This is a genomic window from Aeromonas sp. R3-1, from assembly GCF_040908345.1.
Classification (GTDB): domain Bacteria; phylum Pseudomonadota; class Gammaproteobacteria; order Enterobacterales; family Aeromonadaceae; genus Aeromonas; species Aeromonas veronii.
In genome coordinates, this window is the sequence record NZ_JBFODN010000148.1 from 1 (window position 1) to 26110 (window position 26110).

The 26110-nt window shown below is 58.0% G+C and carries 24 protein-coding genes and 4 tRNA genes; 12 read left to right on the forward strand and 16 right to left on the reverse strand.

Annotated elements, in window-relative coordinates; all coding sequences use genetic code 11:
- Positions 1–7: 7 nt before the first annotated feature.
- Positions 8–95: transfer RNA gene (locus tag AB5Y85_RS09065), tRNA-Ser, on the forward strand.
- A gap of 289 nt (positions 96–384) precedes the next feature.
- Here AB5Y85_RS09065 and AB5Y85_RS09070 read toward each other — a convergent pair.
- The 8 genes from AB5Y85_RS09070 to AB5Y85_RS09105 all read right to left on the reverse strand — a co-directional run bounded on the left by AB5Y85_RS09070 (position 385) and on the right by AB5Y85_RS09105 (position 6551).
- Positions 385–1107 (reverse strand): virulence factor, encoded by a 723-nt coding sequence (locus AB5Y85_RS09070; protein WP_257687481.1) that lies wholly within the window; start codon positions 1105–1107, stop codon positions 385–387.
- Positions 1108–1118: 11 nt separating this feature from the next.
- Positions 1119–3476, reverse strand: a complete 2358-nt coding sequence (locus tag AB5Y85_RS09075; protein ID WP_257687480.1) for a phosphatidylglycerol lysyltransferase domain-containing protein — start codon at positions 3474–3476, stop codon at positions 1119–1121.
- Positions 3477–3629: 153 nt separating this feature from the next.
- On the reverse strand, positions 3630–3812 hold the full coding sequence (locus AB5Y85_RS09080) for a hypothetical protein (RefSeq protein ID WP_005337116.1): 183 nt from the start codon (positions 3810–3812) through the stop codon (positions 3630–3632).
- A gap of 54 nt (positions 3813–3866) precedes the next feature.
- Complete coding sequence (rstB, locus tag AB5Y85_RS09085; protein ID WP_257687479.1) at positions 3867–5192, reverse strand: two-component system sensor histidine kinase RstB; 1326 nt, start codon at positions 5190–5192, stop codon at positions 3867–3869.
- Positions 5193–5213: 21 nt separating this feature from the next.
- Positions 5214–5924 (reverse strand): two-component system response regulator RstA, encoded by a 711-nt coding sequence (gene rstA / locus AB5Y85_RS09090; RefSeq protein WP_160880946.1) that lies wholly within the window; start codon positions 5922–5924, stop codon positions 5214–5216.
- 308 nt (positions 5925–6232) lie between these two features.
- Positions 6233–6308 (reverse strand) — tRNA-His (locus AB5Y85_RS09095).
- 52 nt (positions 6309–6360) lie between these two features.
- Positions 6361–6437: transfer RNA gene (locus tag AB5Y85_RS09100), tRNA-Arg, on the reverse strand.
- Between the two features lie 37 nt (positions 6438–6474).
- Positions 6475–6551 (reverse strand) — tRNA-Pro (locus AB5Y85_RS09105).
- Positions 6552–6764: 213 nt separating this feature from the next.
- On the opposite strand from AB5Y85_RS09105, the gene folD reads away from it, so the two are divergent.
- Positions 6765–7619 carry a bifunctional methylenetetrahydrofolate dehydrogenase/methenyltetrahydrofolate cyclohydrolase FolD gene (folD, locus tag AB5Y85_RS09110; protein ID WP_005346435.1) on the forward strand — a complete coding sequence of 285 codons (855 nt, stop codon included), beginning with the start codon at positions 6765–6767 and terminating at the stop codon, positions 7617–7619.
- A 117-nt stretch (positions 7620–7736) separates the two neighbouring features.
- On the opposite strand, the gene cspD is transcribed toward folD, so the two are convergent.
- A complete protein-coding gene (cspD, locus tag AB5Y85_RS09115; RefSeq protein WP_005300025.1) occupies positions 7737–7955 on the reverse strand; it encodes a cold shock-like protein CspD in 219 nt (72 codons plus the stop codon).
- Positions 7956–8184: 229 nt separating this feature from the next.
- Here cspD and clpS point away from each other — a divergent pair, with 229 nt between their 5' ends.
- Positions 8185–8502 (forward strand): ATP-dependent Clp protease adapter ClpS, encoded by a 318-nt coding sequence (clpS, locus tag AB5Y85_RS09120; protein ID WP_005337111.1) that lies wholly within the window; start codon positions 8185–8187, stop codon positions 8500–8502.
- A gap of 59 nt (positions 8503–8561) precedes the next feature.
- Positions 8562–10817: an ATP-dependent Clp protease ATP-binding subunit ClpA gene (clpA, locus tag AB5Y85_RS09125; RefSeq protein ID WP_100653551.1), complete on the forward strand. Its 2256-nt coding sequence runs from the start codon at positions 8562–8564 to the stop codon at positions 10815–10817.
- A 68-nt stretch (positions 10818–10885) separates the two neighbouring features.
- Here clpA and infA read toward each other — a convergent pair whose 3' ends face one another.
- The 3 genes from infA to aat form a co-directional block, all read right to left on the reverse strand.
- Positions 10886–11104, reverse strand: coding sequence for a translation initiation factor IF-1 (gene infA / locus AB5Y85_RS09130; protein WP_005300033.1), 219 nt, complete (start codon positions 11102–11104; stop codon positions 10886–10888).
- Positions 11105–11172: 68 nt separating this feature from the next.
- Complete coding sequence (locus tag AB5Y85_RS09135) at positions 11173–11889, reverse strand: arginyltransferase (protein ID WP_257687478.1); 717 nt, start codon at positions 11887–11889, stop codon at positions 11173–11175.
- Positions 11886–12593: a leucyl/phenylalanyl-tRNA--protein transferase gene (gene aat / locus AB5Y85_RS09140; protein WP_042080501.1), complete on the reverse strand. Its 708-nt coding sequence runs from the start codon at positions 12591–12593 to the stop codon at positions 11886–11888. Before aat ends, AB5Y85_RS09135 begins: the two co-directional genes overlap by 4 nt.
- Positions 12594–12612: 19 nt before the next feature.
- Between aat and AB5Y85_RS09145 the strand changes: the two genes are divergently transcribed.
- Complete coding sequence (locus AB5Y85_RS09145; protein ID WP_005337104.1) at positions 12613–13083, forward strand: glycine zipper 2TM domain-containing protein; 471 nt, start codon at positions 12613–12615, stop codon at positions 13081–13083.
- Positions 13084–13191: 108 nt separating this feature from the next.
- Here the strand turns inward: AB5Y85_RS09145 and AB5Y85_RS09150 are convergent, their stop codons facing one another.
- The 3 genes from AB5Y85_RS09150 to ald all read right to left on the reverse strand — a co-directional run bounded on the left by AB5Y85_RS09150 (position 13192) and on the right by ald (position 16753).
- Entirely contained in the window at positions 13192–14439 is a 1248-nt protein-coding gene (locus AB5Y85_RS09150; RefSeq protein WP_368221345.1) for a diguanylate cyclase, read from the reverse strand.
- Positions 14440–14501: 62 nt separating this feature from the next.
- Entirely contained in the window at positions 14502–15452 is a 951-nt protein-coding gene (trxB, locus tag AB5Y85_RS09155; protein ID WP_019445530.1) for a thioredoxin-disulfide reductase, read from the reverse strand.
- Positions 15453–15637: 185 nt separating this feature from the next.
- Positions 15638–16753 (reverse strand): alanine dehydrogenase, encoded by a 1116-nt coding sequence (gene ald, locus AB5Y85_RS09160; RefSeq protein WP_257687476.1) that lies wholly within the window; start codon positions 16751–16753, stop codon positions 15638–15640.
- A gap of 150 nt (positions 16754–16903) precedes the next feature.
- On the opposite strand from ald, the gene lrp reads away from it, so the two are divergent.
- The 5 genes from lrp (at position 16904) to serS (ending at position 23819) form a co-directional block, all read left to right on the forward strand.
- Complete coding sequence (gene lrp / locus AB5Y85_RS09165; protein WP_005300047.1) at positions 16904–17395, forward strand: leucine-responsive transcriptional regulator Lrp; 492 nt, start codon at positions 16904–16906, stop codon at positions 17393–17395.
- Between the two features lie 202 nt (positions 17396–17597).
- The gene (locus tag AB5Y85_RS09170) at positions 17598–20114 is read left to right on the forward strand and encodes a DNA translocase FtsK 4TM domain-containing protein (RefSeq protein WP_307772296.1); all 2517 of its coding nucleotides are present in this window, start codon (positions 17598–17600) and stop codon (positions 20112–20114) included.
- An 80-nt stretch (positions 20115–20194) separates the two neighbouring features.
- Positions 20195–20803, forward strand: a complete 609-nt coding sequence (gene lolA / locus AB5Y85_RS09175; protein WP_236396459.1) for an outer membrane lipoprotein chaperone LolA — start codon at positions 20195–20197, stop codon at positions 20801–20803.
- A 76-nt stretch (positions 20804–20879) separates the two neighbouring features.
- Positions 20880–22217 carry a replication-associated recombination protein A gene (locus tag AB5Y85_RS09180; RefSeq protein ID WP_021230553.1) on the forward strand — a complete coding sequence of 446 codons (1338 nt, stop codon included), beginning with the start codon at positions 20880–20882 and terminating at the stop codon, positions 22215–22217.
- A gap of 306 nt (positions 22218–22523) precedes the next feature.
- On the forward strand, positions 22524–23819 hold the full coding sequence (gene serS / locus AB5Y85_RS09185) for a serine--tRNA ligase (RefSeq protein WP_005337087.1): 1296 nt from the start codon (positions 22524–22526) through the stop codon (positions 23817–23819).
- A gap of 2 nt (positions 23820–23821) precedes the next feature.
- Here the strand turns inward: serS and AB5Y85_RS09190 are convergent, their stop codons facing one another.
- Positions 23822–23998, reverse strand: a complete 177-nt coding sequence (locus AB5Y85_RS09190; RefSeq protein WP_155395816.1) for a hypothetical protein — start codon at positions 23996–23998, stop codon at positions 23822–23824.
- Positions 23999–24006: 8 nt separating this feature from the next.
- Here AB5Y85_RS09190 and AB5Y85_RS09195 point away from each other — a divergent pair, with 8 nt between their 5' ends.
- On the forward strand, positions 24007–24495 hold the full coding sequence (locus AB5Y85_RS09195; RefSeq protein ID WP_005337086.1) for a CvpA family protein: 489 nt from the start codon (positions 24007–24009) through the stop codon (positions 24493–24495).
- Between the two features lie 21 nt (positions 24496–24516).
- On the forward strand, positions 24517–26037 hold the full coding sequence (purF, locus tag AB5Y85_RS09200) for an amidophosphoribosyltransferase (protein WP_005351229.1): 1521 nt from the start codon (positions 24517–24519) through the stop codon (positions 26035–26037).
- Positions 26038–26110 lie beyond the last annotated feature (73 nt).

Genomic DNA, 26110 nt, shown 5'->3' on the forward strand with positions numbered 1-26110 from the left:
AAAATTTGGTGAGGTGTCCGAGTGGCTGAAGGAGCACGCCTGGAAAGTGTGTATACGGCAACGTATCGAGGGTTCGAATCCCTCCCTCACCGCCACATTGCAAAGCCCTGATGGAAACATCAGGGCTTTTGTTTTATGGCGCAATCCCGAGTGGTTGCCGGCATAGGAATGCAAATCTTCGTTCTTGATAGCGCATCTGGGTGAACCGCTTGGGCAATCGTAGTGAAAAGCCTCGGTGACCTTGACGCCACGGCCAAGCCATTGGTCGATCCTTTTAAAGTTTCCGCCCAATTCAGTACAAGGGCCTCTCGCAAGAGAGGCCCTTTTCATTGCTCGCTGATTTGCCCTGCTCGGTACTTAAAAGGCATTCCGTGGTGATACGGGTTAATGCTCCACAGTCAGCGGATCCGGGGGCAGGTTCAGATGCTTGGTGATGGCCTGATAGAGCTGGGGGTCGTTATCGTCAAAATGGTGTCCTCCCGGCAGGGTGACGCTGGTGACGTTGGGTTGGTTGAGACGGGGGCAGAGGCGGTCGCCGTCATCGTCATCGGCTCCTTGCAGGCAGAGCATCGGCAGATCCCGGATGGTCTTCACCTGCGGCTCGGTCGGGTAGCTGCGGGCCTTGTGGGTCAGCATGTCGCTGACATGGATCTCGAAATCTGAGCTGGTGGAGGGGGAGAGCATCACGGCCCCGATCAGCCCTTGACGATAGTGCTCCGGCAACCGGTTGATGACGAATGGGACAATCTCGGCACCAAACGAGAAACCGACCAACAACCAGCGTGGGCGCTGCCAGCGAGTCTGGTAATCATCAAGGATCCGCTCCAGATCGGCGGTCACCTGCTCCGGGGTTTTCTTCTTCCAGTAGTAGGTGAGAGAGCTCCAGCCCACGACCGGTATGCCGTGCAGCTGAAACTGGGCGCTCAACCCCTTGTCGAGGGCTGCCCAGCCACCATCGCCGCTGAGAAAGATCACCATGGGGGCGTCGGATGGCTGCTTGACCGGCAGCTCAATCAGGCTCAGGTCATCCTTGACCGGGGCGGCGTGCGCCGCAAAAGACGAAACGGGCAGTACGAGACTGAGTAACAGCAAAATCAAGGCTCTCATTGGCCATGCTCCTATTTCTTGATCAGCCCCAGCGGGCCGCGGCTAATCAGGGTGATCAGGTGAGTCAGGGTTCTGGGCAGTACCAGCTTGCTGCTGCAGAGCAGGTAGCGGGGTTCCCAGCGGGGCGAAAATTTCTCCTTGTAGCGTCTGAGCCCCTGAAAGTTGTAAAAACGGCTGCCACGGACGAACAGGGTATTGCCAAGGCGGGCCCAGTAGCTGTTGAGCGGGTGATCGTTGAAGCCGGACATGGGGGCCATCCCCAGATTGAAGCTGGCGTACCCTTGCGCCTTGCCCCACAGCAGCAGTTCGACAAAGAGAAAATCCATGATGGGGGCAGTGCCGGTATCCAGGCTGTAGCGCATCAGATCGATGGAGAGCATCTCCTTGCTATCGCTCACCCAGAGGTTGGCAAAGCCGACGATCTGCCCCTCGTGCCACACCAGCGCAGCCGGACTTAAAGTCAGGTAGTCAGGCTCGAAACGGCCGACCGAGAAGCCCTTCTCCTTGCCCATCTTGCTCTGCAGCCAGGTATCGGAGACGGTCTGCAATCTGGGCAGCAGGGGGGCCACGGCACTGGCCTCGACCACCTCGAAGGTCAAACCTTCCCGTTTGCCCTTGGCGTGGCTCTGGCGCAGGTTGCGCAGCCGGCTGCCTGCCAGATCGAAGGTGGCCAGATCGACCATCGCCTCTTCACCAAGCTTGAAGGGGATCAGCCCCAGCTCCAGATAGAGCGGAAGATAGCGGGCCGAGACCTGATAAAAGACCGGGTTGGCGTCGTGCTCGTCGCAGCGCTCGCGAAATTGCCAGAGCAGTTCTTCGATCTGCTCGGGGCGACCGACGGGATCCCCCATCACAATCCAGCTGTTGCCCTCGATGCCATACATCAGGAAGGCGTCACCGGCGGGGTGGAACAGCAGGGACTTGTCCTGCAACTGGGCCAGATAGCCGTGGATCCCCCCTTCACGCACCACCAGTTCGTGGGCGCGCGCCAGCGCTCCCAGCAGCACGGCGCCGACCGAGATGAGCCAGCCCGGGGTGTACTGGGGATAGAGCAGTGACCCCTTGCGATAGAAGAGGGAACGGCAAGGGGTCATGATGAGCAGGAAGCTGCCAAGCAGCAGGGCTGACTCCCAGTCTCCCCCCTTGAGCAGGGAGAAGGCGATACCCAGAGCCAGCAGCAGCTGGGTGATGCGAAACGCGGCGTCGTGACGGCGATAGAGGCTGCGAGCCAGCAGGATCAGGAGGATACCGCTCACGCTGCCGAGCACGTCGGAGAGCTCGAGCAGATGGAGCGGCAACACCTGCAGCCACACTTCGATGTGGCTGCGCATGGTCGGGATCATCCCCGAGCAGAGCAGTAGGCTGCCAGCGGCGAAGGTGCCCATGCTGATAAGGGCGGGCAGAAATTCGCGTACTGCGCTCATCAGCCCTTGTAGCCGCTGCCAGCGCGCTTTTTGTTGCAGCATCTCCTGACTGGTAAAGAGCAGCAGGGCACAGAGAAAGGGAAGCAGATAATAGATGCAGCGATAGAGCAGCAGCGAGGCGAGCAGATTGTCGGTTGGCAGGTAGTGGGCCAGCAGCAGGCTCATGCTCGCTTCGAACACGCCGATCCCACCCGGCACGTGGGCCAGTACCCCGAGGAAGCTGGCCAGCACGAAGGCACTGAGCAGCACAGGGTAGGGGACGCTATCTGCAGGCAACAGCACAAACAGCACGGCGGCGGCGGCCATCCAGTCGGCCAGCGCGACCAACAGTTGCAACAGACGTATCCGAAAGCCCGGCAGAGTCAGGGTGTGTTTCCGCCAGGAGAGACGTGGGGCGGGCCAGCAGAGGTAGCTGGCTACCAACAGCAGAGCCATGACGCCCGCCAGCCTGAGCAGGGTATCTGCCCACAGCGGCCAGTCAGGCAGCAACTGTGATACATCGCAGGTCAGTAGGGCGCCACCTCCCCACGCCAGCAGGCCGAGGAAAAAGGTGATGGAGCAGAACAGCACCACGCGGGCCACTTCTCCGGTGGTGAGCCCCAGTGCGGAGTAGAGGCGATATCGCACCGAGGTGCCTGTCAGCAGGGCAAATCCCAGGGTGTTGGAGAAGGTGTAGGCGATAAAGGAGGTGATGCTGACCTGTTGCCAGGGAAGGCGCTTGCCCAGCGCATGGAGCGCCAGCATGTCATAGCTGCAGAGGCAACCATAACTGAGCAGGGTCAGCAACAGGGCGCCCGCCAGTCGCGACAGGGGTTGGAACCAGATGGCCACACGAATATCGTGCCAGTGCCATGCCTGAGTCAGGTGATACAGCACGGTCAGTGCGGTGCCGAGCAGCAGCAAGCTGCACAAGGGGCCGAGCCATTTAAGCAGATGACGCCACATGCCATGTTCCTGTGGTCATTGACCGTTTCCCGCAAAGGGGGAGCCGGGTCGTGGATCCGGTTTGGACGAGGGAGGCGCTCGTCAGGAAAATTTCGGGAAGAGATGGAAAGGGAGGCGTCAGCCTCCCTTGGTGCTATCAAGTGAACAGTAGGATCACTTGGTTTTCGGCGCGACTTTGACGGCAGGGGTCTTGGCGTGGGTGGCTTTATGGTGTTTTTTCACCACCTTGGTCTGGGTCGCCTGCGGTGTGGCTGTCTTGGTCGGAGTGGCCGCCATGGTGAAACCGGAAGTGAGGGCGAAGACGGCAGCCAGGGTCAGGGGAATGATCTTTTTCATGTTCAATTTCCTTATTCGGGTTGATGTTATGGAGCGTTCTCCATGACAGTCATCCTATGACGGTTGCGGCGGCCCTTCAGTGAGCGGTTGGTGACGGTTTGTATCCAAATGTACAGGCAGGGTGAGGCAGACGCGGGCGCCGTGGTCACTGGCCAGCAGCGCCACATCCCCCCCGTGATGATGGGCAATGCTGCGCACGATGGCCAGCCCCAGTCCGGTGCCGCCGGTGCGGCGATCCCGGCTTTGATCAAGGCGCACGAACGGTTCGAAGATCTGGGGCGCCAGCGCCGGATCGATCCCCGGCCCATCGTCGCTCACCTCCAGCAGATAGTTCTCCTGCAGCCGCGAGATGGAGAGGGTAACCTCGCTCTCGGCGTAGCGCAGAGCATTGCCGATGAGGTTCTCCACCGCGCGGGTCAGCAGACGCTGATCGCCGCACCAGGGCATGTGGCGTGGCGGCAGATCGAGGGTGAGCCTCTTCTCGGGTGACAGCGCCTGCCAGTCGCCAAGATGCGCTTGTGCCCAGTGACTGAGCTCCAGCTCGTCGCGCTGCAACGGCAGCTCGGGTCTATCCAGCTTGGCGTAGGTGAGCATCTCTTCGATCAGAGCGTCCAGTGCTCCCAGATCTCGCTCCAGCGCCTGCTGCTCCTGCTCGGCAGGGGCAGGATCGAGCATGGCAAGCCGATAGCGCAACCGGACCAGCGGGGTGCGCAACTCGTGGGCGATGGCATCGGTCAGTTGCTTGCGGCTGGCAATCATGGCCTGCAATTGGGTCGCCATTTGATCGAAGGTGCGTCCCACTCGGGCCAGACTGCTGCCCGGTGGCAGATTGGTTCGGTAGGAAAGATCCCCATCGCCTACGCGACGTGCGGTTTGCTCCAATTGCTGCAAGCCGCGCCAGTGGGGACGCAACCAGAGCAGAATGGGCAGGCCGAGGGATAGGCCGATCACCAGCAGCAGCCCCACATCGACCCAGTGCAGCTCGTGCAGGTAGGAGAGGTAGGGAACCGGGCCGACAATCAGCACCCGTTCGGTATCGGGGATGCGCTGCAGGAAGGTGTCATCCTCCTCGACGATGACAATATTGCCGGCGGCCAGAAAGGCCTGATCCTCGCTGGCCAGGGGCTGGCGCACCAGCTCGCCGATCTTGAGGGGGAGGGTAAACTGACTGCTCTGCTCGGCCAGCCGATCGGGCCAGCGCTCTGGCGGGGTTCTTGCCAACTCGCCGGTCAACAGGCCAAGAGAGCCCTGCATCATGCGTTCGAGATAGCGATCACTCGCCCGTTCGGCGGTCACCTGATAGACCACACCAACCAGCAGGATGGCGAGGGTGAAGCAGCCGATCAGTAACAGATAGAACTGGATAAAGAGGCGGCGCATGGCGGTGCTCCCGAAAGAGGGTTATTCCCAGGCGTGGGGGACGAAGAGGTAGCCTTTCTGGCGCACCGTCTTGATCCGGGTCGGGTTGTCAGGGTTATCACCCAGTTTTCGGCGCAGGCGGGAGATGGCCACATCCATGCTGCGATCCTGGCCGTCGTACTCCCGGCCGCGCAAGCTGCGAAAGAGGGCTTCCCGACTCAAGATTTGGCCCGCGTGACAGGCGAGCTCCCACAGCAGATCAAAGTCAGCGGTCGAGAGGGCAACGCTCTCGCCATTGAGCCGCACATCTCGCCCCGGGCCATCCACCCGCAGCCGACCAAATTGCAGTTGCTGTGGAACGCTGCTGGTGGCTGCCGGTTGGGTTGATGCTTGCTGGTGCTGGCGAAACTGCACCCGCAACCGGGCCAGCAGCACCGGCGGTGGCGTCGTTTTGAGAATGTAGTCGTTGGCGCCCAGCTCCAGACTCAGGATCTGGTTCATGTCGCTGTCCAGCGAGGTGAGCATTACGATGGGGCCGTCGAAGCGCGGCCGCAGATCCCGACAGAGGGACATGCCATCTTGCCCCGGCAACATGATATCGAGCAGCACCAGATCGGGCTGTTCGGCCTCGACCCGGGCCAGTGCCATGTCCCCTCTGGGCTCGAGGGTCACGTCCATATCGTGGCGACCGAGCCAACTGCTGATGAGCTGGCCAATCTCGGGATCATCTTCGACAAAAAGAATGCGTTGCATAGAAAAGCTCCAACGGAAAGCAGGAGAGAGGAAGAGCGATCAGCATATCAATGGCGCTTGGGAAATACAGAAAAAGAACCGAGCAGACTGATGTGCGGGGGAGTGTGGCTGTGTATCGACGGGGAGCGCGAATCGTGACAAATGGGCAGAGCCGCGTTTATCGAGCTGGAGGATGCCTTGCCGACAAGGCATGGCGCTGTCGAGTGCAAAACAAAAAACCGGCCTTGGCCGGTTTTTCGCGGAGCAGACCAGAAGGTCACTGCACCAAGTCGATGGACATCACCTTGCGGCGATTATCGACAGAATAATGGGGTGGCTGATGGGGCTCGAACCCACGACAACCGGAATCACAATCCGGGACTCTACCAACTGAGCTACAGCCACCACTGAAATTTTCATCAACGCTCGCCAATCCAGAAGGATTGGGGAACATCAATGGCGCGCCCTGCAGGATTCGAACCTGCGACCCACGGCTTAGAAGGCCGTTGCTCTATCCAACTGAGCTAAGGGCGCTTTGTATCAACACGTCTTAAGGACGAATCGATGAACATGGTCGGTGATAAAGGATTCGAACCTTTGACCCTCTGGTCCCAAACCAGATGCGCTACCGGACTGCGCTAATCACCGAAAATCCCTGACCAGCATATCGACATGAGTCGTACTGGGCAACGGGCGGGCATCATAGCCAAGCGTAAGGGCCAGCGTCAACGACTTTTTCCCCCAGTAAATTCAAGTGCCTACTTATTGCCCGCTACAGGTATGGCGTGCGTCTGCCGCTAACATCCCGGCTAAAAAAATGCGACAATGCGCGGCAGTTGAACACATGGTGAGTGGAGAACGATGTCTGCCAAAATCATAGATGGAAAACAGGTTGCGCAAACGATTCGCAGCCAGGTCGCGGCGCAAGTCCAACAGCGGTTGGCGGCAGGGAAACGGGCTCCAGGGCTGGCAGTCATTCTGGTGGGGGCGGATCCCGCCTCTCAGGTCTATGTCGGCAGCAAACGTCGGGCGTGCGAGGAGGTGGGTTTTCTCTCCCGCTCCTATGACCTGAGTGCCACCGCCAGTCAGGAAGAGCTGCTGGCGCTGATTGACCAGCTGAATGCGGATAGCCACGTTGATGGCATTCTGGTTCAGCTGCCGTTGCCGGATCACTTTGATACCACTCAGGTGCTGGAGCGGATCCAGCCTGACAAGGATGTAGATGGATTTCACCCGTATAACGTCGGTCGTCTGGCCCAACGTATTCCGGCGCTGCGCCCCTGCACTCCGAAAGGGATCATGACGCTGATCGAGACCACCGGCGTGAAGACGCACGGTCTGCATGCGGTCGTGGTGGGAGCGTCCAACATAGTGGGGCGTCCCATGACTCTCGAATTGCTGCTGGCGGGCTGCACAACCACGACCTGTCACCGTTTTACCCGGGATCTGGAAGATCAGGTACGCCGTGCCGATCTGCTGGTTGTCGCAGTCGGCAAGCCCAACTTCATACCTGGCGAGTGGATCAAACCGGGGGCACTGGTAATCGATGTGGGCATCAATCGCTTGGCTGATGGCTCGCTGGTCGGGGATGTGGAGTTTGAGACGGCGCGCAGCCATGCCTCATTCATTACTCCGGTACCCGGTGGCGTGGGCCCGATGACGGTCGCCAGCTTGATGGAAAATACCCTGATCGCCTGCAGCGAATATCACGACTGATCATGGCTGGTGATAACCCTGTGATCCCGTGAGGAGGCAGGATTCGCCAGAAATCTGACAATAAAAAACCGGTTGCTCAGAGAGGAACCGGTTTTTTATTTATCCAACGGGTGTTATTTACATATTTTGTGCTTCGTTTGGCACAATCACAGAGGCGTGATTTCCTTTCGGCCCCTGTTGCAGTTCAAAATTGACAGCCTGACCCGCTTTCAGGGTCTTGTAGCCCTCCATTTGAATCGTGGAGTAGTGAGCGAAGATATCCTCACCGCCCCCTTCCGGACAGATAAACCCAAATCCTTTTGCGTTGTTAAACCACTTAACTGTGCCGGTTGCCATACTTCTACATCCTTTTATTGATTACCCAGAAGTCGTTGAGTAACCTGCGCCAGCCCTTTATAACTAGGGACATGGGCCCATAGCAGACGGGCACAGATTAGCAAGTAACCAATCTAGTCTAACTTTTGAGCGAGTCAAGAAGTTGTTAACAGCTGATGTGATCTGGTTAACAAGTCTATTGACAACCTTGTGTTAGACGGTAGTAATCTAGAGGTACCAAAGCGCGATTATGAGCAAGCAGAAAGAACTCTTTGCTAATGAAGAGATTGCAGAAGCAGAGAAAACAAAGCTGCAGCCGCCACCCATGTATAAGGTTGTGTTGAACAACGATGACTACACGCCCATGGAGTTTGTGGTGGAGGTGCTGCAAAAGTTCTTTGGTATGGATTTGGACAAGGCGACTCAGGTCATGCTGAGTGTGCATTATAGTGGTAAGGGTGTCTGCGGCATGTTTACCGCAGAGATCGCCGAAACCAAGGTTGTCCAGGTCAACACCTATGCACGTAACAACGAACATCCACTGCTCTGTACTATGGAAAAGGCTTGAATCTGATGACGTGATGGCGAGTGTGACACCACATTGTAGCTGTACTAGGGGAGGTGCCTATGTTGAATAAAGATCTAGAAAAGACGCTGAACGAGGCTTTCAAACTGGCCCGTGACGAGCGCCACGAATTCATGACCGTCGAGCACCTGTTGTTAGCCCTTCTGGATAACAGTTCAGCCCATGAGGCGCTGAGCTCCTGTGGTGCCGATGTCGAGCAGATGCGCAAGGAGATCCGCGCATTCATCACCCAAACTACTCCGCTCATACCGCGCGACGATGAAGATCGTGAAACCCAGCCGACACTGGGCTTCCAGCGCGTGTTGCAGCGTGCCGTCTTCCATGTGCAATCCTCCGGCAATACCGAAGTCAGCGGCGCCAACGTGCTGGTCGCTATCTTCAGTGAGCAGGAGTCACAAGCTGCCTATTTCCTGAAAAAAGCCGAGATCAGCCGTCTCGACGTCGTCAATTTCCTCTCCCACGGGGTGCGCAAGGATAACAAGCCGGATCTCGGTAGCAATAACAATCCCGAGTCTGATGATGATGTTTCGGCCGCCCAGATCGAAAGCTTTGCCACCAACCTGAACCAGCTGGTGCTGGAAGGGCGCATCGATCCGCTGATTGGCCGTGATCAGGAGCTCAATCGTACCATTCAGGTGCTCTGCCGTCGTCGCAAGAACAACCCGCTGCTGGTGGGTGAAGCGGGTGTAGGCAAAACCGCTATTGCAGAAGGCTTGGCCTATCGCATCGTCAAGGGGGATGTCCCCGAGGTGATTGCGGGCAGTACCATCTATTCGCTGGATATGGGTTCTCTGCTGGCGGGCACCAAATACCGTGGGGATTTCGAGAAGCGCCTCAAGGTACTGCTCAAGCAAATTGAGCGTCAGGAAGGGGCCATCCTCTTTATCGACGAGATCCATACCATCATCGGTGCCGGTGCGGCATCCGGTGGTCAGCTGGATGCAGCCAACCTGATCAAGCCGCTGCTCTCCAATGGTTTGCTCCGCTGTGTGGGATCCACCACTTATCAGGAGTATGCCCAGATCTTCGAGAAAGACCGTGCGTTGGCCCGTCGCTTCCAGAAGATCGATATTGTCGAGCCGACTATCGATGACACCACTCGCATCCTGATGGGACTCAAGAGTCGCTACGAAGCCCACCACGGCGTACGCTATACCGCCAAGGCGATCCGTGCAGCTGCCGAGCTCTCTGCCAAGTACATCAATGATCGTCACCTACCCGACAAAGCGATCGATGTGATAGACGAGGCGGGCGCCGGTCAACGGTTATTGCCCGCGAGCAAGCGCAAGAAAGTGATCAATGTGCAGGAAATTGAGTCCATAGTGGCCAAGATCGCCCGCATTCCGGAGAAATCAGTTTCTTCCTCGGATAAAGAGGTACTGAAGAACCTGGAGCGCAATCTGAAGATGGTGGTCTTTGGTCAAGATAAAGCCATCGAGGTACTGACCGATGCGATTCGCCTCTCTCGTTCAGGACTTGGCAATGAGCGTCGCCCGGTTGGTTGCTTCCTGTTTGCCGGTCCTACCGGTGTTGGTAAAACAGAGGTGACCCAGCAGTTGGGCAAGGCGCTGGGTGTCGAGATGCTGCGCTTTGATATGTCCGAGTACATGGAACGCCATACCGTATCTCGCTTGATTGGCGCGCCTCCCGGTTATGTCGGTTTTGAACAGGGAGGGTTGCTGACCGATGCGGTGATCAAGCATCCTCATTCCGTTGTGTTGCTCGACGAAATTGAGAAAGCTCACCCGGACGTATTCAATCTGCTGTTGCAGGTGATGGACAACGGCACCTTGACCGATAACAACGGGCGCAAGGCGGATTTCCGTAACGTCATTTTGGTGATGACTACCAACGCCGGTGTGCAGGAGACCCAACGCAAATCGATTGGCTTCCAGCAACAGGATTTGAGCCACGATGCCATGGCGGTGATCAACAAGACCTTCAGTCCGGAGTTTCGTAACCGGCTTGATCACACCATCTGGTTCAACCATCTCGATATGACGGTGATCCATCAGGTGGTCGACAAGTTCATTGTCGAATTGCAGGTTCAACTGGATGCGAAGGGAGTCTCTCTCGAGGTGTCCGAGCGTGCCCGCCACTGGTTGGCAGAGAAGGGATATGACAGAGCCATGGGGGCCAGACCGATGGGTCGGGTTATCCAAGAGCACCTCAAGAAACCCCTGGCCAATGAGATCCTGTTCGGCTCACTGGTTGACGGGGGAATTGTGAAGGTTGAGTTGGTAAATGACAGCCTCAGCTTTGATTTTCAGGTCAATGTTGAAGCTGTTTCCCACTAAGCGTCAGTGATCAGAAAACGACAAAAAACCCCAACCGAAAGGTTGGGGTTTTTTGCTGAATTCCTGGCTTAGCGAGAGCGGAAAACAATACGTCCCTTGGAGAGATCGTAGGGAGTCAGTGCTACCGTTACTTTGTCTCCAGTCAGGATACGAATGTAGTTTTTGCGCATCTTGCCTGAAATATGAGCGATAACCACGTGACCATTCTCCAGTTCCACACGGAACATGGTATTGGGCAGGGTTTCGAGAATAGTGCCCTGCATCTCAATACTGTCTTCTTTAGCCATTGAATCCTCTTGATAAGCCACAACAAAAAACCGCTGGATCATGCCGGATTTAAGGCTATGTGTAAAGTTTACTCGGGCTTGGTGTCGATATTTTTCCATTCCCCCTGAATTAACAGCTCGTGAGGGAGATAATTGCGCTTGTAATTCATCTTGCGGCACGCCTCTACCAGATAGCCAAGATAGAGCCAGCTTCGCCCTGTTCGCCTGGCCAGATCGAGCTGGCAGAGGATTGCAAAGGTGCCCAGGGAGCGATCGGCATAGTCAGGATCGAAGAAGGTGTACATGGCGCTCAAGGAGTGGGGCAGCAGGTCTGTGGTGGCTACACCGATAAGGCGGCCCTCTTTGCGCATCTCCAGGTAGAGCGGCGGCATCCAGTCACAATGGAGAAACCCACGATACTGGCTGCGGTTGGGGGGATACATGCTGCCATCGTGGTGGCGTTCGCGGATATAACGTTCGTAGAGCAGGTAATACTCGGGCTTGTCGTCGTAGCTCAGGACGATCTCGATATCTTTGTTGAGCTGGCGGATCCGCTTCTGGCCACGGCTGGGACGAAAGCGCTCGCTGTGAATTCGAAGGGATTGGCAGGCATGGCACGCCGGGCAGTGGGGACGATAGATGTCGTTGCCACTGCGGCGAAAACCGGCAGTCAACAATCGCTCGTAACCGTTGGCGTTGAGCAGATTGTGTTCCATCAGCACCAGCAACTGCTCCTGTTCATGGTCCAGATAACTGCAGGGATGCTTGGGAGTCAGCCCTACTTTGAGGATCACTTCTTCAGTCATAAGCTGATCTCCCCCTCTTGCCAGCAGGAAGCCAACAGTGGTTGATGGCCAAGGCGCGCCAGCTCAGCCAGAAAACGGGCCCGTGGCCACTCCTCGATACCCAGGGTCGCCAGAAACGGGTTTTGCATCTGGCAATCGATGAGGGCGCCGTGATGGCGGGCGAAGTGGCGACAGAGTGCCACCATGGCAAGTTTGGCGCCGTTATCAATCCGGCTGAACATGGATTCACCGCAAAACAGTCGGCCGATAGAGAGGCCATACAGTCCCGCTTGCAGCTCTCCCTCCTGCCAGATCTCGATAGAGTGGGCATGACCCAGCCGATGCAACTGCTGGTAGGCCTCGATCATGGGTTGGCTGATCCAGGTGCCATCGGCAGTGCGACGAGGGGCGGCGCAGGCGGTAATGACTTCATTAAAGGCGCGATTGACGGAAATATCGAATGGGGTACGGCGGATAATCTTCTGCAGTGTCCGTCCCACATGGAGTTGGTCTGGGCGGATCACTCCGCGGGGATCCGGTGACCACCACAGGGTCGGCTGGTGGGGTTCATTCCACGGGAAGATCCCCTTGTGATAAGCTGCCAGCAATCTGGCAGGGGAGAGATCCCCGCCGATCGCCAGCAAGCCGTTGGGCTCTTCCAGCGCATGGCTGGGGTCGGGAAACCAGCAAAGCTCATCATCCAGTTGGGTAAGATAGCGAGACATAAGGCAACGAGGTTTATAGATGAAGGCCATTATCCTGATAGTATCCAGCTTGCTCTGCTTTGTCACGGCGCCTGCCGGGGCGGAGGTCTACCAGCGCAATACCGCGCGGCCCGTCAATCAGGTGGTGTTTGGTCAGGTCGAAACGGTGCGCAATATTACCCAGCGCCAGATCCTGGAGTCCGAGCACTCTGGCTGGAAGACGCTGGGTGGTGCCGTGTTGGGCGGTCTGCTGGGCAACCAGTTTGGCGGCGGTCATGGTCGTGAGATCGCCACCGCCGTCGGGGCGCTGGCGGGAGCTGCAGCTGCGCAACAATACCAGTCCGGGGGAACCGTGGTGGAAAACAAGTTGGTGGAGCTGCTGATCCGCAACGAGCAAAATGCCCTTATCAACGTGATCCAGGATTATGATCCCGCCATGGTCTTTGCCAATGGAGACAAGGTGCGCATTCTCTACTTCGATGATGGGGTGCGGGTCGACAAGACTTACTGACTTTCGATAGTCTCGGTGATGGGGAGACTGTGGCAGGAAAGGAACCCGCAGACTCTCCTGTCGGAAAGTCTGTCGGGCGGTAATACACGGGACTGATGCCCTGAGGATTCAGATAGTTATCTCTTGAGAGACTATCTTGTCGCGACCGGTGTTCTTTGCCTGATAGAGCAGCCGATCCGCTACGCTCAGCGCCTCGTCCATGGATATCCGCCCGACGCTGATCACGCCGTAACTGGCGCGAACAAAGAGCGGGGTTTCCGGTGACAAAGGTTGCTGGCGCAGCTGCTGACGCAGCCCTTCAAGACGCTTGATCAACACGGGGACGGTACAGTGAGGCACCATCATGGCAAACTCCTCTCCGCCAAAGCGGGCGATCATGGCATCGGGGAAGAACTGGGTCAGTAGCCGGGTCAGATGGCAGAGCAGTTGATCGCCGATGGCATGGCCCCAGTGATCGTTGACCTGCTTGAAGTGATCCACATCGAGCACACAGAGTGCAAGAGGCGTCTGCAGGCGCTGATGCTCTTCAAACCATTTTTGCCCTTCGTTTAACCAGTAGCGCCGGTTGTAGAGACCGGTCAGGTAATCACGATTGGCTGACTCCTGAATGCTGTTGAACTGCTTGAGCGCTTCCAGATTGTGGCTGACCCGACACTGCAGTTCTTCCGGCTCGAACGGCTGGTTGAGAAAGTCGTTGGCGCCCTGCTTGAGGTAGCGAGCAGAGAGACCGCGCTTGTCCGAGACCGAGATCCCGATAATCGCGAGCTGCTGCTTGCTGTATCGCTCTCTCAGCATCCGCACCAGACTGATGCCATCGATATCCGGCATATAGTAGTCGACCAGTGCCAGCCGGATGTCCGGGTGTTGCTCCAGCATCGCCATCGCTTCACGGGCATGACTGGCCTCATGCACCTGCAACAACTGCTTGCGCAACTGGGCCATGGTGCGGTGACGGGAGGTGCGTGAGTCGTCGACTACCAGCACTTCGATCGACTGGTTGAGATAGAGGCGGTGCACCAGACTGACGGCATATTGCAGCGAGTGGCGCGAATCCTTCATCACATAGTCCAGCACGCCGGTTTCCAGCCAGGCGGCACGTTTATCCTCGCTGATGTCGGCAGTGAGGATCACCACCGGCAAACCTCGAGCCAGCAGCTCGTTGACCGCTTCGCCACGGGGCGCATCCGGCAAGGTCAGGTCCACCAGCGCGACCACATACTCCTCGCCCCGGCAGTGACGGGCACCTTCGAGGGTATCAAAGGCGTCAATCTCGAGGCCTGTCTGCTGGGCAATGGCCTGAGTCAGCATACGGCGGATGGTCAGGCTATCTTCGACAATCAATATCTTCTGTTTCATTAGACTCCTTTAAATAAAAAAGGCATACCGACTGGTATGCCTTATATCACATCTGCGCTTGTTTATTGCGCGTCGAGGTAGCGTTCGGCATCGAGGGCTGCCATGCAGCCGGTACCAGCAGAGGTGATCGCCTGACGGTAGTTGTGGTCGGCCACATCGCCGGCAGCGAAGACACCTTCAATGCTGGTCTGGGTGGCAAAACCGTCGAGGCCGCCACGTACCTTCAGATAGCCGTTTTGCATCTCCAGCTGGCCATCGAAGATCTGGGTATTGGGCTGGTGGCCGATGGCGATGAAGACGCCCATCAGCGGCAGCTCGCTGGTGCTGTTGTCCTGAGTGTTGCGCAGGCGCACACCGGTGACCCCCATCTGATCCCCCAGCACTTCGTCCAGAGTCTGGTGGGTGTGCAGCACGATATTGCCGCTCGCGACCTTGTCGTGCAGACGCTTGATCAGGATCTTCTCGGCACGGAATTCGTCGCGGCGGTGGATCAGGTGCACCTTCTTGGCGATGTTGGCCAGATACAAGGCTTCTTCAACAGCGGTGTTGCCGCCGCCGATCACCGCCACTTCCTGATTGCGGTAGAAGAAACCGTCACAGGTGGCACAGGCGGAGACGCCGCGACCCTTGAAGGCCTCTTCGGAGGGCAGACCCAGATACTTGGCGGAGGCGCCGGTCGCGATGATCAGGGCATCGCAGGTGTACTCGCCGTTGTCGCCCTTGAGACGGAACGGGCGCTGAGTCAGTTCGACACTGTTGATGTGATCAAACAGGATGCGGGTATCGAACTTCTCTGCATGCTCTTTCATGCGCTCCATCAGGGCAGGGCCGGTCAGCCCTTCCGGATCACCTGGCCAGTTTTCCACTTCGGTGGTGGTGGTCAGCTGACCCCCTTGCTGCATGCCGGTGATGAGCAGGGGATTGAGGTTGGCGCGGGCGGCGTAGACGGCCGCGGTGTAACCGGCCGGGCCTGACCCTAAGATCAGCAATTTGCTGTGCGTGACTTGGCTCATGATGTCATTTCCGGGATGTGATGAGTTTGCGCGATTGTAGGTAATTCGTGATCCGGGGTCAAAGGCTGGTGAGTCGATTGCACTAATCGTGTTCACAAGGGGTGACATGCAAAATAAAGGAATAAAAAAACCGCCCATCGCGGGCGGATTTTCACTCATCTCCAACTGGCGCAGGCCAGCGCAGATCAGTTCAGCAGGGTCAGGGGATCCGTGTAGGCAAGGCCATGTGCCACGGCCACTTCCTTGCAGGTGAGCTTGCCCTCCATCACGTTGAGCCCGTGCAGCAGGTTGGGATCGTTCAGCAGTGCCTGACGATATCCTTGCTGGGCCAGCTTGATGATAAAGGGGAGGGTGGCATTGTTGAGCGCCACGGTCGAGGTGCGGGCCACCGCCCCCGGCATGTTGGCGACACAGTAGTGCACCACCTCATCGACGATATAGGTCGGATCCTGATGGGTGGTGGCGTGGGAGGTTTCCACACAGCCGCCCTGATCGATGGCCACATCGACGATGGCAGAACCCGGCTTCATGCGCGCAATGTGGTCACGGCGGACAAGTTTTGGCGCAGTGGCACCCGGCACCAGTACGCCGCCGATGACCAGATCGGCCGCCAGCAGATGTCGCTCCAGCGTCTCGCTGTTGGAGTAAACCACCTTGGCTGCTCCCTGGAACTCGTTATCAAGACGACGCAAGGTATCGATGTTGTTGTCGAGGATGGTGACATCCGCGCGCAGGCCAATGGCCATGCGGGCTGCATTGGAGCCGACCACGCCGCCGCCGATGATCACCACCTTGGCCGGTTCGACACCGGGTACGCCGCCGAGCAGCACACCGCTACCACCGCGCGATTTTTCCAGCGCTTGGGCACCCGCCTGAATAGACATGCGTCCGGCCACTTCCGACATGGGGGCCAGCAGGGGCAGGCCGCCACGGCCGTCGGTGACGGTTTCATAGGCGATACAGATGGCGCCGCTTTTAAGCAGGGCTTCGGTCTGGGGCAAGTCTGGCGCCAGATGCAGATAGGTGAACAGGGTCTGACCCGGACGCAGCATGGCACATTCGACAGGCTGAGGTTCCTTGACCTTGACGATCATCTCGGCTTTGGCGAAAACCTCTGCTGCAGAGGCCAAAATTTCGGCTCCAACAGCGATATAATCTGCATCGCTGAAGCCAATGCCGTTTCCGGCACCGCTTTGGACGAAAACAGTATGGTTTCGTGCTGTCAGTTCACGTACACTGGCCGGAACCATGCCTACGCGGTATTCATGGTTTTTTATCTCTTTAGGTACACCGATAATCATGCTATCCCTCGTCTATAGATTGGTGTTTCATGTTGCCAAAATGTTAACCAACATTTGCGCCTAGTATATTCAGGTATTGACAGGATTTGTGACCATAATTATAAAATGACTGGTGATTCTTACCAAAAAATAGCCAAAGGATGGAATAAAATGATGGAAGCTAAGAGTCGGCTAAAGGATTTGGACAGGATTGACCGCAACATTCTTAATGAACTGCAAAAGGATGGCAGGATTTCGAATGTTGAGTTGTCCAAGCGAGTTGGCCTGAGTCCTACACCGTGTCTGGAACGGGTTCGTCGCCTCGAGCGACAAGGTTATATCGAAGGATATGCCGCTATTCTGAACCCTCATTATCTGGACGCATCTCTGCTGGTGTTTGTAGAGATAACCCTCAATCGCGGGGCGCCTGATGTGTTTGAACAGTTCAACAAGGCTGTTCAGGTGCTCGAAGAGATCCAGGAGTGTCATCTGGTTTCCGGTGACTTCGACTATCTGCTCAAGACCCGAGTCAGCGACATGTCGGCTTACCGCCGTCTGTTGGGGGAAACCCTGCTGCGTCTGCCCGGTGTCAATGACACCCGCACCTACGTGGTGATGGAAGAGGTCAAGCAGAGCAGTCGTCTGGTGATCAGCACCCGATAAAGCAGGTTATGCCGTGGTGTCTTTTCCATATGAGACACCATGACAGTCAGAAACGAGCGGCCGGTCCGCTCGTTTCTTCTTGTAAAGATAATTGCAAATATGGCCCCGTCCCATCAGGCTCTGGCTGACAATCGATGGGCTTTTCGGGGATACTAGGCCCCCTTATTTCCTGCATTACATGTTTTCAGAAAGGAGCCGGAGTTTGGCCGATAAAAAGCTGTTTACTCCTTTATCAGGTACACAACGGATCTTCGAAGCCGTCTTGATCGCCATCACCCTGATGGCTGCTTATCTTCTGCTTGCCCTGTTGTCCTATCATCCCGCTGATCCCGGCTGGTCCCAGACCTCCTGGCAAGGGGAGGTGAAGAACCTCGCCGGTAGTGCCGGTGCCTGGCTCGCCGATATCACCATGTTTACCTTTGGTGCTTTCTCCTATCTGGTGCCGCCGCTGGTGGTACTGCTGGGCTGGAGTCTGTTCTGGCGCCCGAGCCGTCTGCTCGATGTGGATTACCTCACCCTGGGGGTGCGGATCATCGGCTTTATCCTGACTGTGCTCGGCATGTCGGCCATTGCCAGCATGAACTTCAACGATATGCAAAACTTCTCCGCCGGTGGTCTGGTGGGGGATGTGATCGCTTCTGCAGTGGTACCGCTGTTTGGCGGCGTCGGGGCCAACCTGATGCTGCTCTGCTTCGTGGCAACCGGCATCACCCTGTTTACCGGCTGGTCCTGGCTCACCATCGTCGAGCAGATCGGCGCGGCCTGCACCGGTTCGGTCAGCGCTGTTTACCACTTTCCGACCACCCTCGGCCGCTGGCTGACCGGTGGCTGGCGTCAACCCCGCAACGAGGGGCCGGATCCCTTGCTGGAAGGCGGGGTAGGGGCCATCGCGTTTGATGATGAGGAAGATGAGCCACACACCAGCTGGACGCGCAAGCCCAAGGCCAAGAATCAGAAGGCTGCCGCCGAAGAGTGGCTGCCGGAACTCGACGACGATACCTTCGAGTTCGATCCCCAGTTTGATGATGAAGATGATGAGCCGGCTCCGGCTGCCAATCCTAAACGTGCGGTGGCGGCCGCCAATGGTCGCCGCCAGCCGGTACTGGCTGTGGCCGATGACGATGATGAGGACGATCTGGATCTGCCCTGGGCCGAAGGGGACGACGAGGTCGCCGCGCCGGTAGCCGTCGCACCGACCAAGCCCAAGCGTCGTCCGCAGTCAACAATGCCGCCGTTGCCGAGTATCGAACTGCTCGACAGACCGCCAGCCAAGACTCAGATGATGAGCAAGGATGAGCTGGATCGCATGGGCCGTCTGGTGGAGGCCAAACTTGCCGACTACAACGTGCAGGCCAAGGTGGTCGGTGTCTATCCGGGTCCGGTCATTACCCGTTTTGAACTGGATCTGGCTCCGGGCATGAAGGCGAGCAAGATCACCAACCTCTCGCGTGATCTGGCCCGTTCCCTCTCTGCCAGCAGCGTGCGGGTGGTGGAAGTGATCCCGGGGAAAACCTATGTCGGTATCGAGCTGCCCAACCGGGTGCGCCAGACCGTTTACCTGCGTGAAACCCTCGACTGCGATGCTTTCCGCGATAGCCGCAACCCGCTCACCATGGGCCTGGGTCAGGACATCGCCGGCGAGCCGGTGGTGGTGAACCTGGCCAAGATGCCGCACCTGCTGGTGGCCGGTACCACAGGTTCCGGTAAGTCGGTGGGGGTCAACACCATGATCATCTCGATGCTCTACAAGTCCTCCCCCGATGATCTGCGCTTTATCATGATCGACCCCAAGATGCTGGAACTCTCGGTCTACGAAGGGATCCCGCACCTGCTGACCGAGGTGGTGACCGACATGAAGGATGCCGCCAACGCCCTGCGCTGGTGTGTGGGCGAGATGGAACGCCGTTACAAGCTGATGTCGGCAGTCGGGGTGCGCAACCTCAAGGGCTACAACGACAAGGTACTGGCCGCCATCGAGGAGGGGGAACCCCTGCTGGATCCGTTGTGGCGTCCGGGTGACTCCATGGATCAGATGCCGCCAGAGCTGGAGAAACTGCCCCACATCGTGGTGGTGGTGGATGAATTTGCCGACATGATGATGATCGTTGGCAAGAAGGTGGAAGAGCTGATCGCCCGTATCGCCCAGAAGGCGCGGGCCGCCGGTATTCACCTTATTCTGGCGACCCAGCGTCCGTCGGTGGATGTCATTACCGGTCTTATCAAGGCCAACATCCCGACCCGGATCTCATTCCAGGTGTCGAGCAAGATCGACTCGCGCACCATCATTGATCAGGGCGGCGCCGAATCTCTGCTCGGTATGGGCGACATGCTCTACATGCCGGCCGGTACCTCCAACCCGACCCGGGTACACGGTGCCTTTGTCGATGACCACGAAGTGCACAAGGTGGTGGCGGACTGGAAACTGCGCGGCGAGCCGAACTACATCGAGGAGATCCTCTCCGGTGAGTCGGGTGGCGAAGGTGGCAGCGGCGAATATGGCGGTGGTGGCGATGAAGAGCTCGACCCCTTGTTCGACGAAGCGGTCGCTTTCGTGGTGGAGTCCCGCCGTGGCTCGACCTCCAGCGTCCAGCGCAAGTTCAAGATTGGTTACAACCGGGCAGCCCGTCTCATTGAGCAGATGGAGAATCAGGGTATCGTCAGCTCACCGGGTGGCAATGGTCAGCGCGACGTGCTGGCACCGCCGCCGGTGCGGGACTAAGCCTCACCGTTTCATACTATCCCTGGCCATGCCCTCCGCGGGCGTGGCCTTTTATCGAGAGCGTCTTTATGAAGAGCGTGATGAAAAAACAACTGTTGATAGGTACCGTGCTGCTGATGGCCAGCAGCCAGGTGTGGGCCGATGCGGCCAGCGATCTCAAACAGAAGCTGGCGGGGGTGAGCCTCTTCTCCGCCAAATTTGCCCAGACCGTCTATGACAGCAAGGGCAAGGAGCTGCAAAAGGCCAGCGGCGACCTGCTGGTGCAGCGGCCAAACCGTTTCAACTGGCACACCACCTCGCCGGACGAGAGCCTGATCGTGGCCGATGGTCAGGATGTCTGGGTCTATGATCCCTTCGTCGAGCAGGTGACCGCCCTCAAGCTGAAAGATGCGGTGCTCAACACCCCCTTTATTCTGATCGCCGGCAATGACGACAAGTTCTGGAAGAACTATGACGTGACCCAGCAGGGTGATGTCTACACCGTCACCAGCCGTAACAAGGATGAGCTGATCGCCTCCTTCCGTGTCACCTTCGACAGACAAGACAACATCAGTCGTTTCGATGTGAAAGAGGCGCAAGGGCAGTGGAGTGAATTCACCCTGAGCAGCTTCAACCGCAAGCCGGTGCTCAAGGGCAACGAATTTGTTTTCAAGATCCCGAAGGGGGTCGAGCTGGACGACCAGCGCTAATGAGCAAGCGGTCGTTGGATTGCTCGCCACTACGCCAGTCAAAGGCGAGTGGCGTGACGCTGGGTGGTCAATACAGATGAGTAACTTGTCGCTGGATTTTTCATCGGACTTTCGTCCGCTGGCGGCCCGGATGCGGCCGCAAAACCTCGACCAGTATATCGGTCAGCAACATATCCTGGGGGCTGACAAGCCCCTGCGCAAAGCGATTCTGGCGGGTCACTGCCACTCGATGATCCTGTGGGGGCCGCCCGGTACCGGCAAGACCACGCTGGCGGAGTTGATGGCTCACTACTGTCAGGCGGAAGTGGAGCGACTCTCTGCGGTCACCTCCGGTATCAAGGAGATCCGCGCCGCCATCGACAAGGCGAAGGAGAACAGCTGGCGCGGAGTGCGCACCATCCTGTTTGTGGATGAGGTGCACCGCTTCAACAAGAGTCAGCAGGATGTGTTCCTGCCTCACATCGAGGATGGCACCATCACCTTTATCGGTGCCACCACTGAAAACCCCTCGTTCGAACTCAACAACGCACTGCTCTCCAGGGCCCGAGTCTATCTGCTCAAGCGACTGGAGGAGAGCGATATTCTCGCCATGCTCGATCAGGCGATGACTGATCCCCGTGGTCTCAATGATCCGGCACTCACCTTTGCCCCGGGCGTCAAAGAGGCGTTGGCCAAGGCGGTGGATGGAGACGGGCGTAAATCCCTCAACTATCTGGAGCTGTTGGCCGACATGGCCGAAACCGACAGCACAGGGGCGCGGGTGATCGACAGTGCCCTGCTCGCTGCCGTGGTGGGGGAGCACGTGGCCCGCTTCGACAAGGGGGGCGATCACTTCTACGACCTCATCTCGGCGGTGCACAAATCCATTCGCGGCTCGGCGCCGGATGCGGCGCTCTACTGGTATGCCCGTATGGTAAGCGCCGGTTGCGATCCCCTCTATATAGCCCGCCGCTTGCTGGCGATTGCCTCGGAAGATGTGGGCAATGCCGATCCCCGCGCCATGCAGGTCGCCCTGTCGGCCTGGGATTGTTTCCATCGGATCGGGCCGGCGGAAGGGGAGCGGGCCATCGCCCAGGCGATCGTCTATCTCGCCTGTGCCCCGAAAAGCAATGCGGTCTATACCGCCTGGAAGGCAGCGCTCCATGATGCCAAAAACCTCCCTGACTTCGAGGTGCCGGTGCACCTGCGCAATGCGCCGACCAAACTGATGAGCGATCTGGGCTATGGCGCCGAGTATCGCTATGCCCATGACGAGCCGGGCGCCTATGCTGCGGGCGAGCAGTATTTCCCGCCCGAGCTTGCCGGCAAGCAGTACTACCAGCCCACCGATCGCGGCCTTGAAAAGCAGATTGGTCAGAAGCTCGATTACCTCCATGAACTGGACAGGCAAAGTCCGCAGCAACGGGGCAAATAGCCCCTTTGTTACCCCGCGTGGCTGAAAATTGGTCAGGCGTTTGAATATGCAGGACGGCTTGCGTGCCAAAGTCGGTAAAAACGACACAAATAGTCCCTGTTCGGGCGGGGGGGCGGTCTGCTACACTGCCCGTCTGACCCCGCTTGTCTTGGCCTTGCGCCATCTTCTTGATCTCGAAGGCCTGATAGTTAAGGCCCGATTCTGAAGACGATTGGGGTGCGCCAACCGATGTTAACTTCCGGATCTGTTTCCCAGCCCGTCATGACGACTCAGGCCCAGATCCCATTTTAAAAAAGTAGGTAAACCATGCTGGATCCCAAATATCTGCGCAGCGATATCGAAGAGGCTGCCGCTCGTCTGGCGACACGTGGCTACGTTCTGGACGTAGCGGCTGTCAACGCTCTGGAAGAGAAACGCAAGGATCTGCAGTCCCGTACCCAGGAGCTGCAGGCCGAGCGCAACGCCCGCTCCAAATCCATCGGTGAAGCTGCCCGTCGTGGTGAAGATGTTGCCCCGCTCAAGGCCGAAGTGACCAAGATCAACGACGAGCTGGAAACCAGCAAGGTCGAGCTGGATGCCCTGCTGGCCCAGCTGAAAGCCATTGCCGACGCCATCCCCAACCTGCCGAGCGAGACCACGCCGGTGGGCCGTGACGAGAACGACAACGTGGAAGTGCGCCGCTGGGGTACCCCGCGCGAGTTCAGCTTCCCGGTACGCGATCACATCGATCTGGGCGAAGCGGCCAAGGGCGTTGACTTCAAGAACGGCGTCAAACTATCCGGTACCCGTTTCGTAGTGATGAAGGGTCAGATTGCCCGTCTGCACCGTGCCCTGGCTCAGTTCATGCTGGATCTGCACACCCAGCAGCACGGTTACACCGAGTGCTATGTACCCTATCTGGTGAACCCGGACAGCCTCTATGGCACCGGTCAGTTGCCGAAATTTGCCCAGGACCTGTTCAATACCGGTATCGAAGGTGAAGGGGAAGAAGAGGGCAAGGTGCGCAAGTTCTCCCTGATCCCGACCTCCGAAGTGCCGCTCACCAATATGGCCCGTGACGAGATCTTTGACGCCCAAGAGCTGCCAATCAAGATGACCGCTCACAGCCCCTGCTTCCGCTCTGAAGCCGGTTCCTACGGTCGTGATACCCGTGGCCTCATCCGTATGCACCAGTTCGACAAGGTTGAAATGGTTCAGCTGGTTCACCCGGAGAAATCCTGGGATGCACTGGAAGAGATGGTGGGTCACGCCGAGAAGGTGCTGCAACTGCTGGAGCTGCCGTATCGCGTGATGGCGCTCTCTACCGGTGACATGGGCTTCTGCGCTTCCAAGACCTACGATCTGGAAGTGTGGCTGCCGGCCCAGAACACTTACCGCGAGATCTCCTCTGTCTCCAACTGCACCGACTTCCAGGCGCGCCGCATGCAGGCTCGCGTGCGTATCGACGGCAAGCCGCAGTTGCTGCACACCCTGAACGGCTCCGGTCTGGCAGTGGGTCGTACCCTGGTTGCCGTGATGGAGAACTACCAGCAGGAAGATGGCCGCATCGCCATCCCGGCTGCGCTGCAATCCTACATGGGTGGCCTGACCCACATCGGGTAAGTTCACGCCGCAGACCACAACGCCATGGCATTGCCATGGCGTTGTGCATTCTGGCGCCGATCAACCGTTTTAGTGCTGAAAAAATGCGGCTTTTCGGCGTCGCTTTGAACAGTTAACACATTTTTATCAAGCAATGCGCAATCGTTTTTGTTAGACTGCGCCGCAATTTCGCAGGACATCTTTTTCTATGGTCTGGATTGATTACGCCATCATCGGCATCGTCGGTTTCTCTGCTCTCATCAGCCTGGTGCGCGGCTTCGTCAAGGAGGCCATGTCTCTTGTCACCTGGTTCGTCGCCTTCTTTATTGCCAGCCATTTCTATCCCGATCTCGCCGTCTATTTCACCTCCTTCTCCGACGCGCTGGTTCGCAACGGTCTGGCCATCGCGGCGCTGTTTGTGGCGACCCTGATCCTCGGCAGCGTGGTCAACTATGTGGTGGGCCTGTTGGTGGACAAGACGGGTCTCTCCGGTACCGATCGGGTGCTGGGGGTCTGCTTCGGTGCAATTCGCGGGGTGCTGATCGTCAGTGCCCTGCTTTTTTTCATGGATACCTTCACCAGCCTCTCCCAGAGCGACTGGTGGGTGGCGTCCAAGCTGGTACCGGAGTTCAAGCCGGTGATCCAGTGGTTTTTCGGGTTCATGTTGAACTCATCCAGTTTTCTTAAACAGGTATAGTGACTTCGAGGTAGCAAAGACATGTGTGGTATTGTCGGTATAGTTGGCACCACCCCCGTCAATCAGGCCCTCTACGACGCCTTGACGGTGTTGCAGCACAGGGGACAGGATGCCGCCGGGATCGTGACCATTGATAGTGGAAACTTCCGGCAACGCAAGGCCAATGGCCTGGTGAAGGACGTGTTTGAAGTGCGCCACATGCAGCGTCTGCAAGGGAACATCGGCATAGGTCATGTCAGATACCCCACCGCAGGCAGCTCAAGTGCCGCTGAAGCCCAACCTTTTTATGTGAACTCGCCCTACGGCATGGTGCTGGCCCATAACGGCAACCTCACCAACGCCAAGGAGCTCAAGGAGCAGCAGTTCAAGGTCGCCCGCCGCCACATCAACACCACCTCCGACTCGGAAGTGCTGCTGAACGTGCTGGCCCACGAGCTGGATCGTTGTGACAAGATGGCGCTGCGCCCCGAAGATATCTTCGCCGCGGTGCGCAGAACCCATCAGCAGATCCGCGGCGCTTATGCGGTAGTCTCGCTGGTGATTGGTCATGGTCTCATCGGTTTTCGCGATCCCAACGGCATTCGCCCGCTGATCCTCGGTCGTCGTCAGGACGAGCAGGGCCAGGTGGAGTACATGCTCGCCTCCGAGAGCGTTGCGCTCGACGCCATCGGTTTCGAGACGGTGCGGGATATTGCGCCGGGTGAAGCCATCTACATCACCGAGCAGGGCCAGCTCTTCTCCGAGCAGTGTGCGGAGAACCCGCAGATGAGCTCCTGCATCTTCGAATATGTCTATTTCGCCCGTCCCGATTCGTGCATCGACAAGGTCTCGGTCTACGCCGCCCGCCTCAACATGGGTCGCAAGCTGGGTCAGAAGATTGCCCGCGAGTGGGAAGATCTCGACGTCGATGTGGTTATCCCCATCCCCGAGACCTCCTGTGACGTGGCGCTGGAGATCGCCCACACCCTCGACCTGCCATACCGTCAGGGCTTCGTGAAGAATCGCTACATCGGCCGTACCTTCATCATGCCGGGCCAGACCCAGCGCAAGAAGTCGGTGCGCCGCAAACTCAACGCCATCAGCTCCGAATTCAAGGGCAAGAAGGTGTTGCTGGTGGACGATTCCATCGTGCGTGGTACCACGTCCGAGCAGATCATCCAGATGGCCCGTGAAGCGGGGGCAGCCAAGGTCTACTTCGCCTCGGCAGCGCCGGAAATTCGCTTCCCCAACGTCTACGGCATCGACATGCCTACCGCCAACGAGCTGATCGCCCACGGCCGCGAAGTGGAAGAGGTGTGCAAGCTGATTGGTGCTGACGGTCTGATTTTCCAGGATCTGGAAGATCTGGAAGCCGCCGTCCGGGAGATCAACCCGGATCTGCGTCACTTCGAGACCTCGGTCTTCAATGGCCACTACGTCACCTCCGACGTGGACCAGTCCTATCTGGATCACCTCAACGCCCTGCGCAACGATGACACCAAAGCGGTGCGTGAATGGCAGGAAGGCACCAGCAATCTGGAAATTTTTAACGAAGGCAGTTAAACGTTTGCGATTTTGCCGGATGGGATAGCGAAATGGGGGCCAGTGGCCCCCATTGTCGTTTCTACCTCGCACC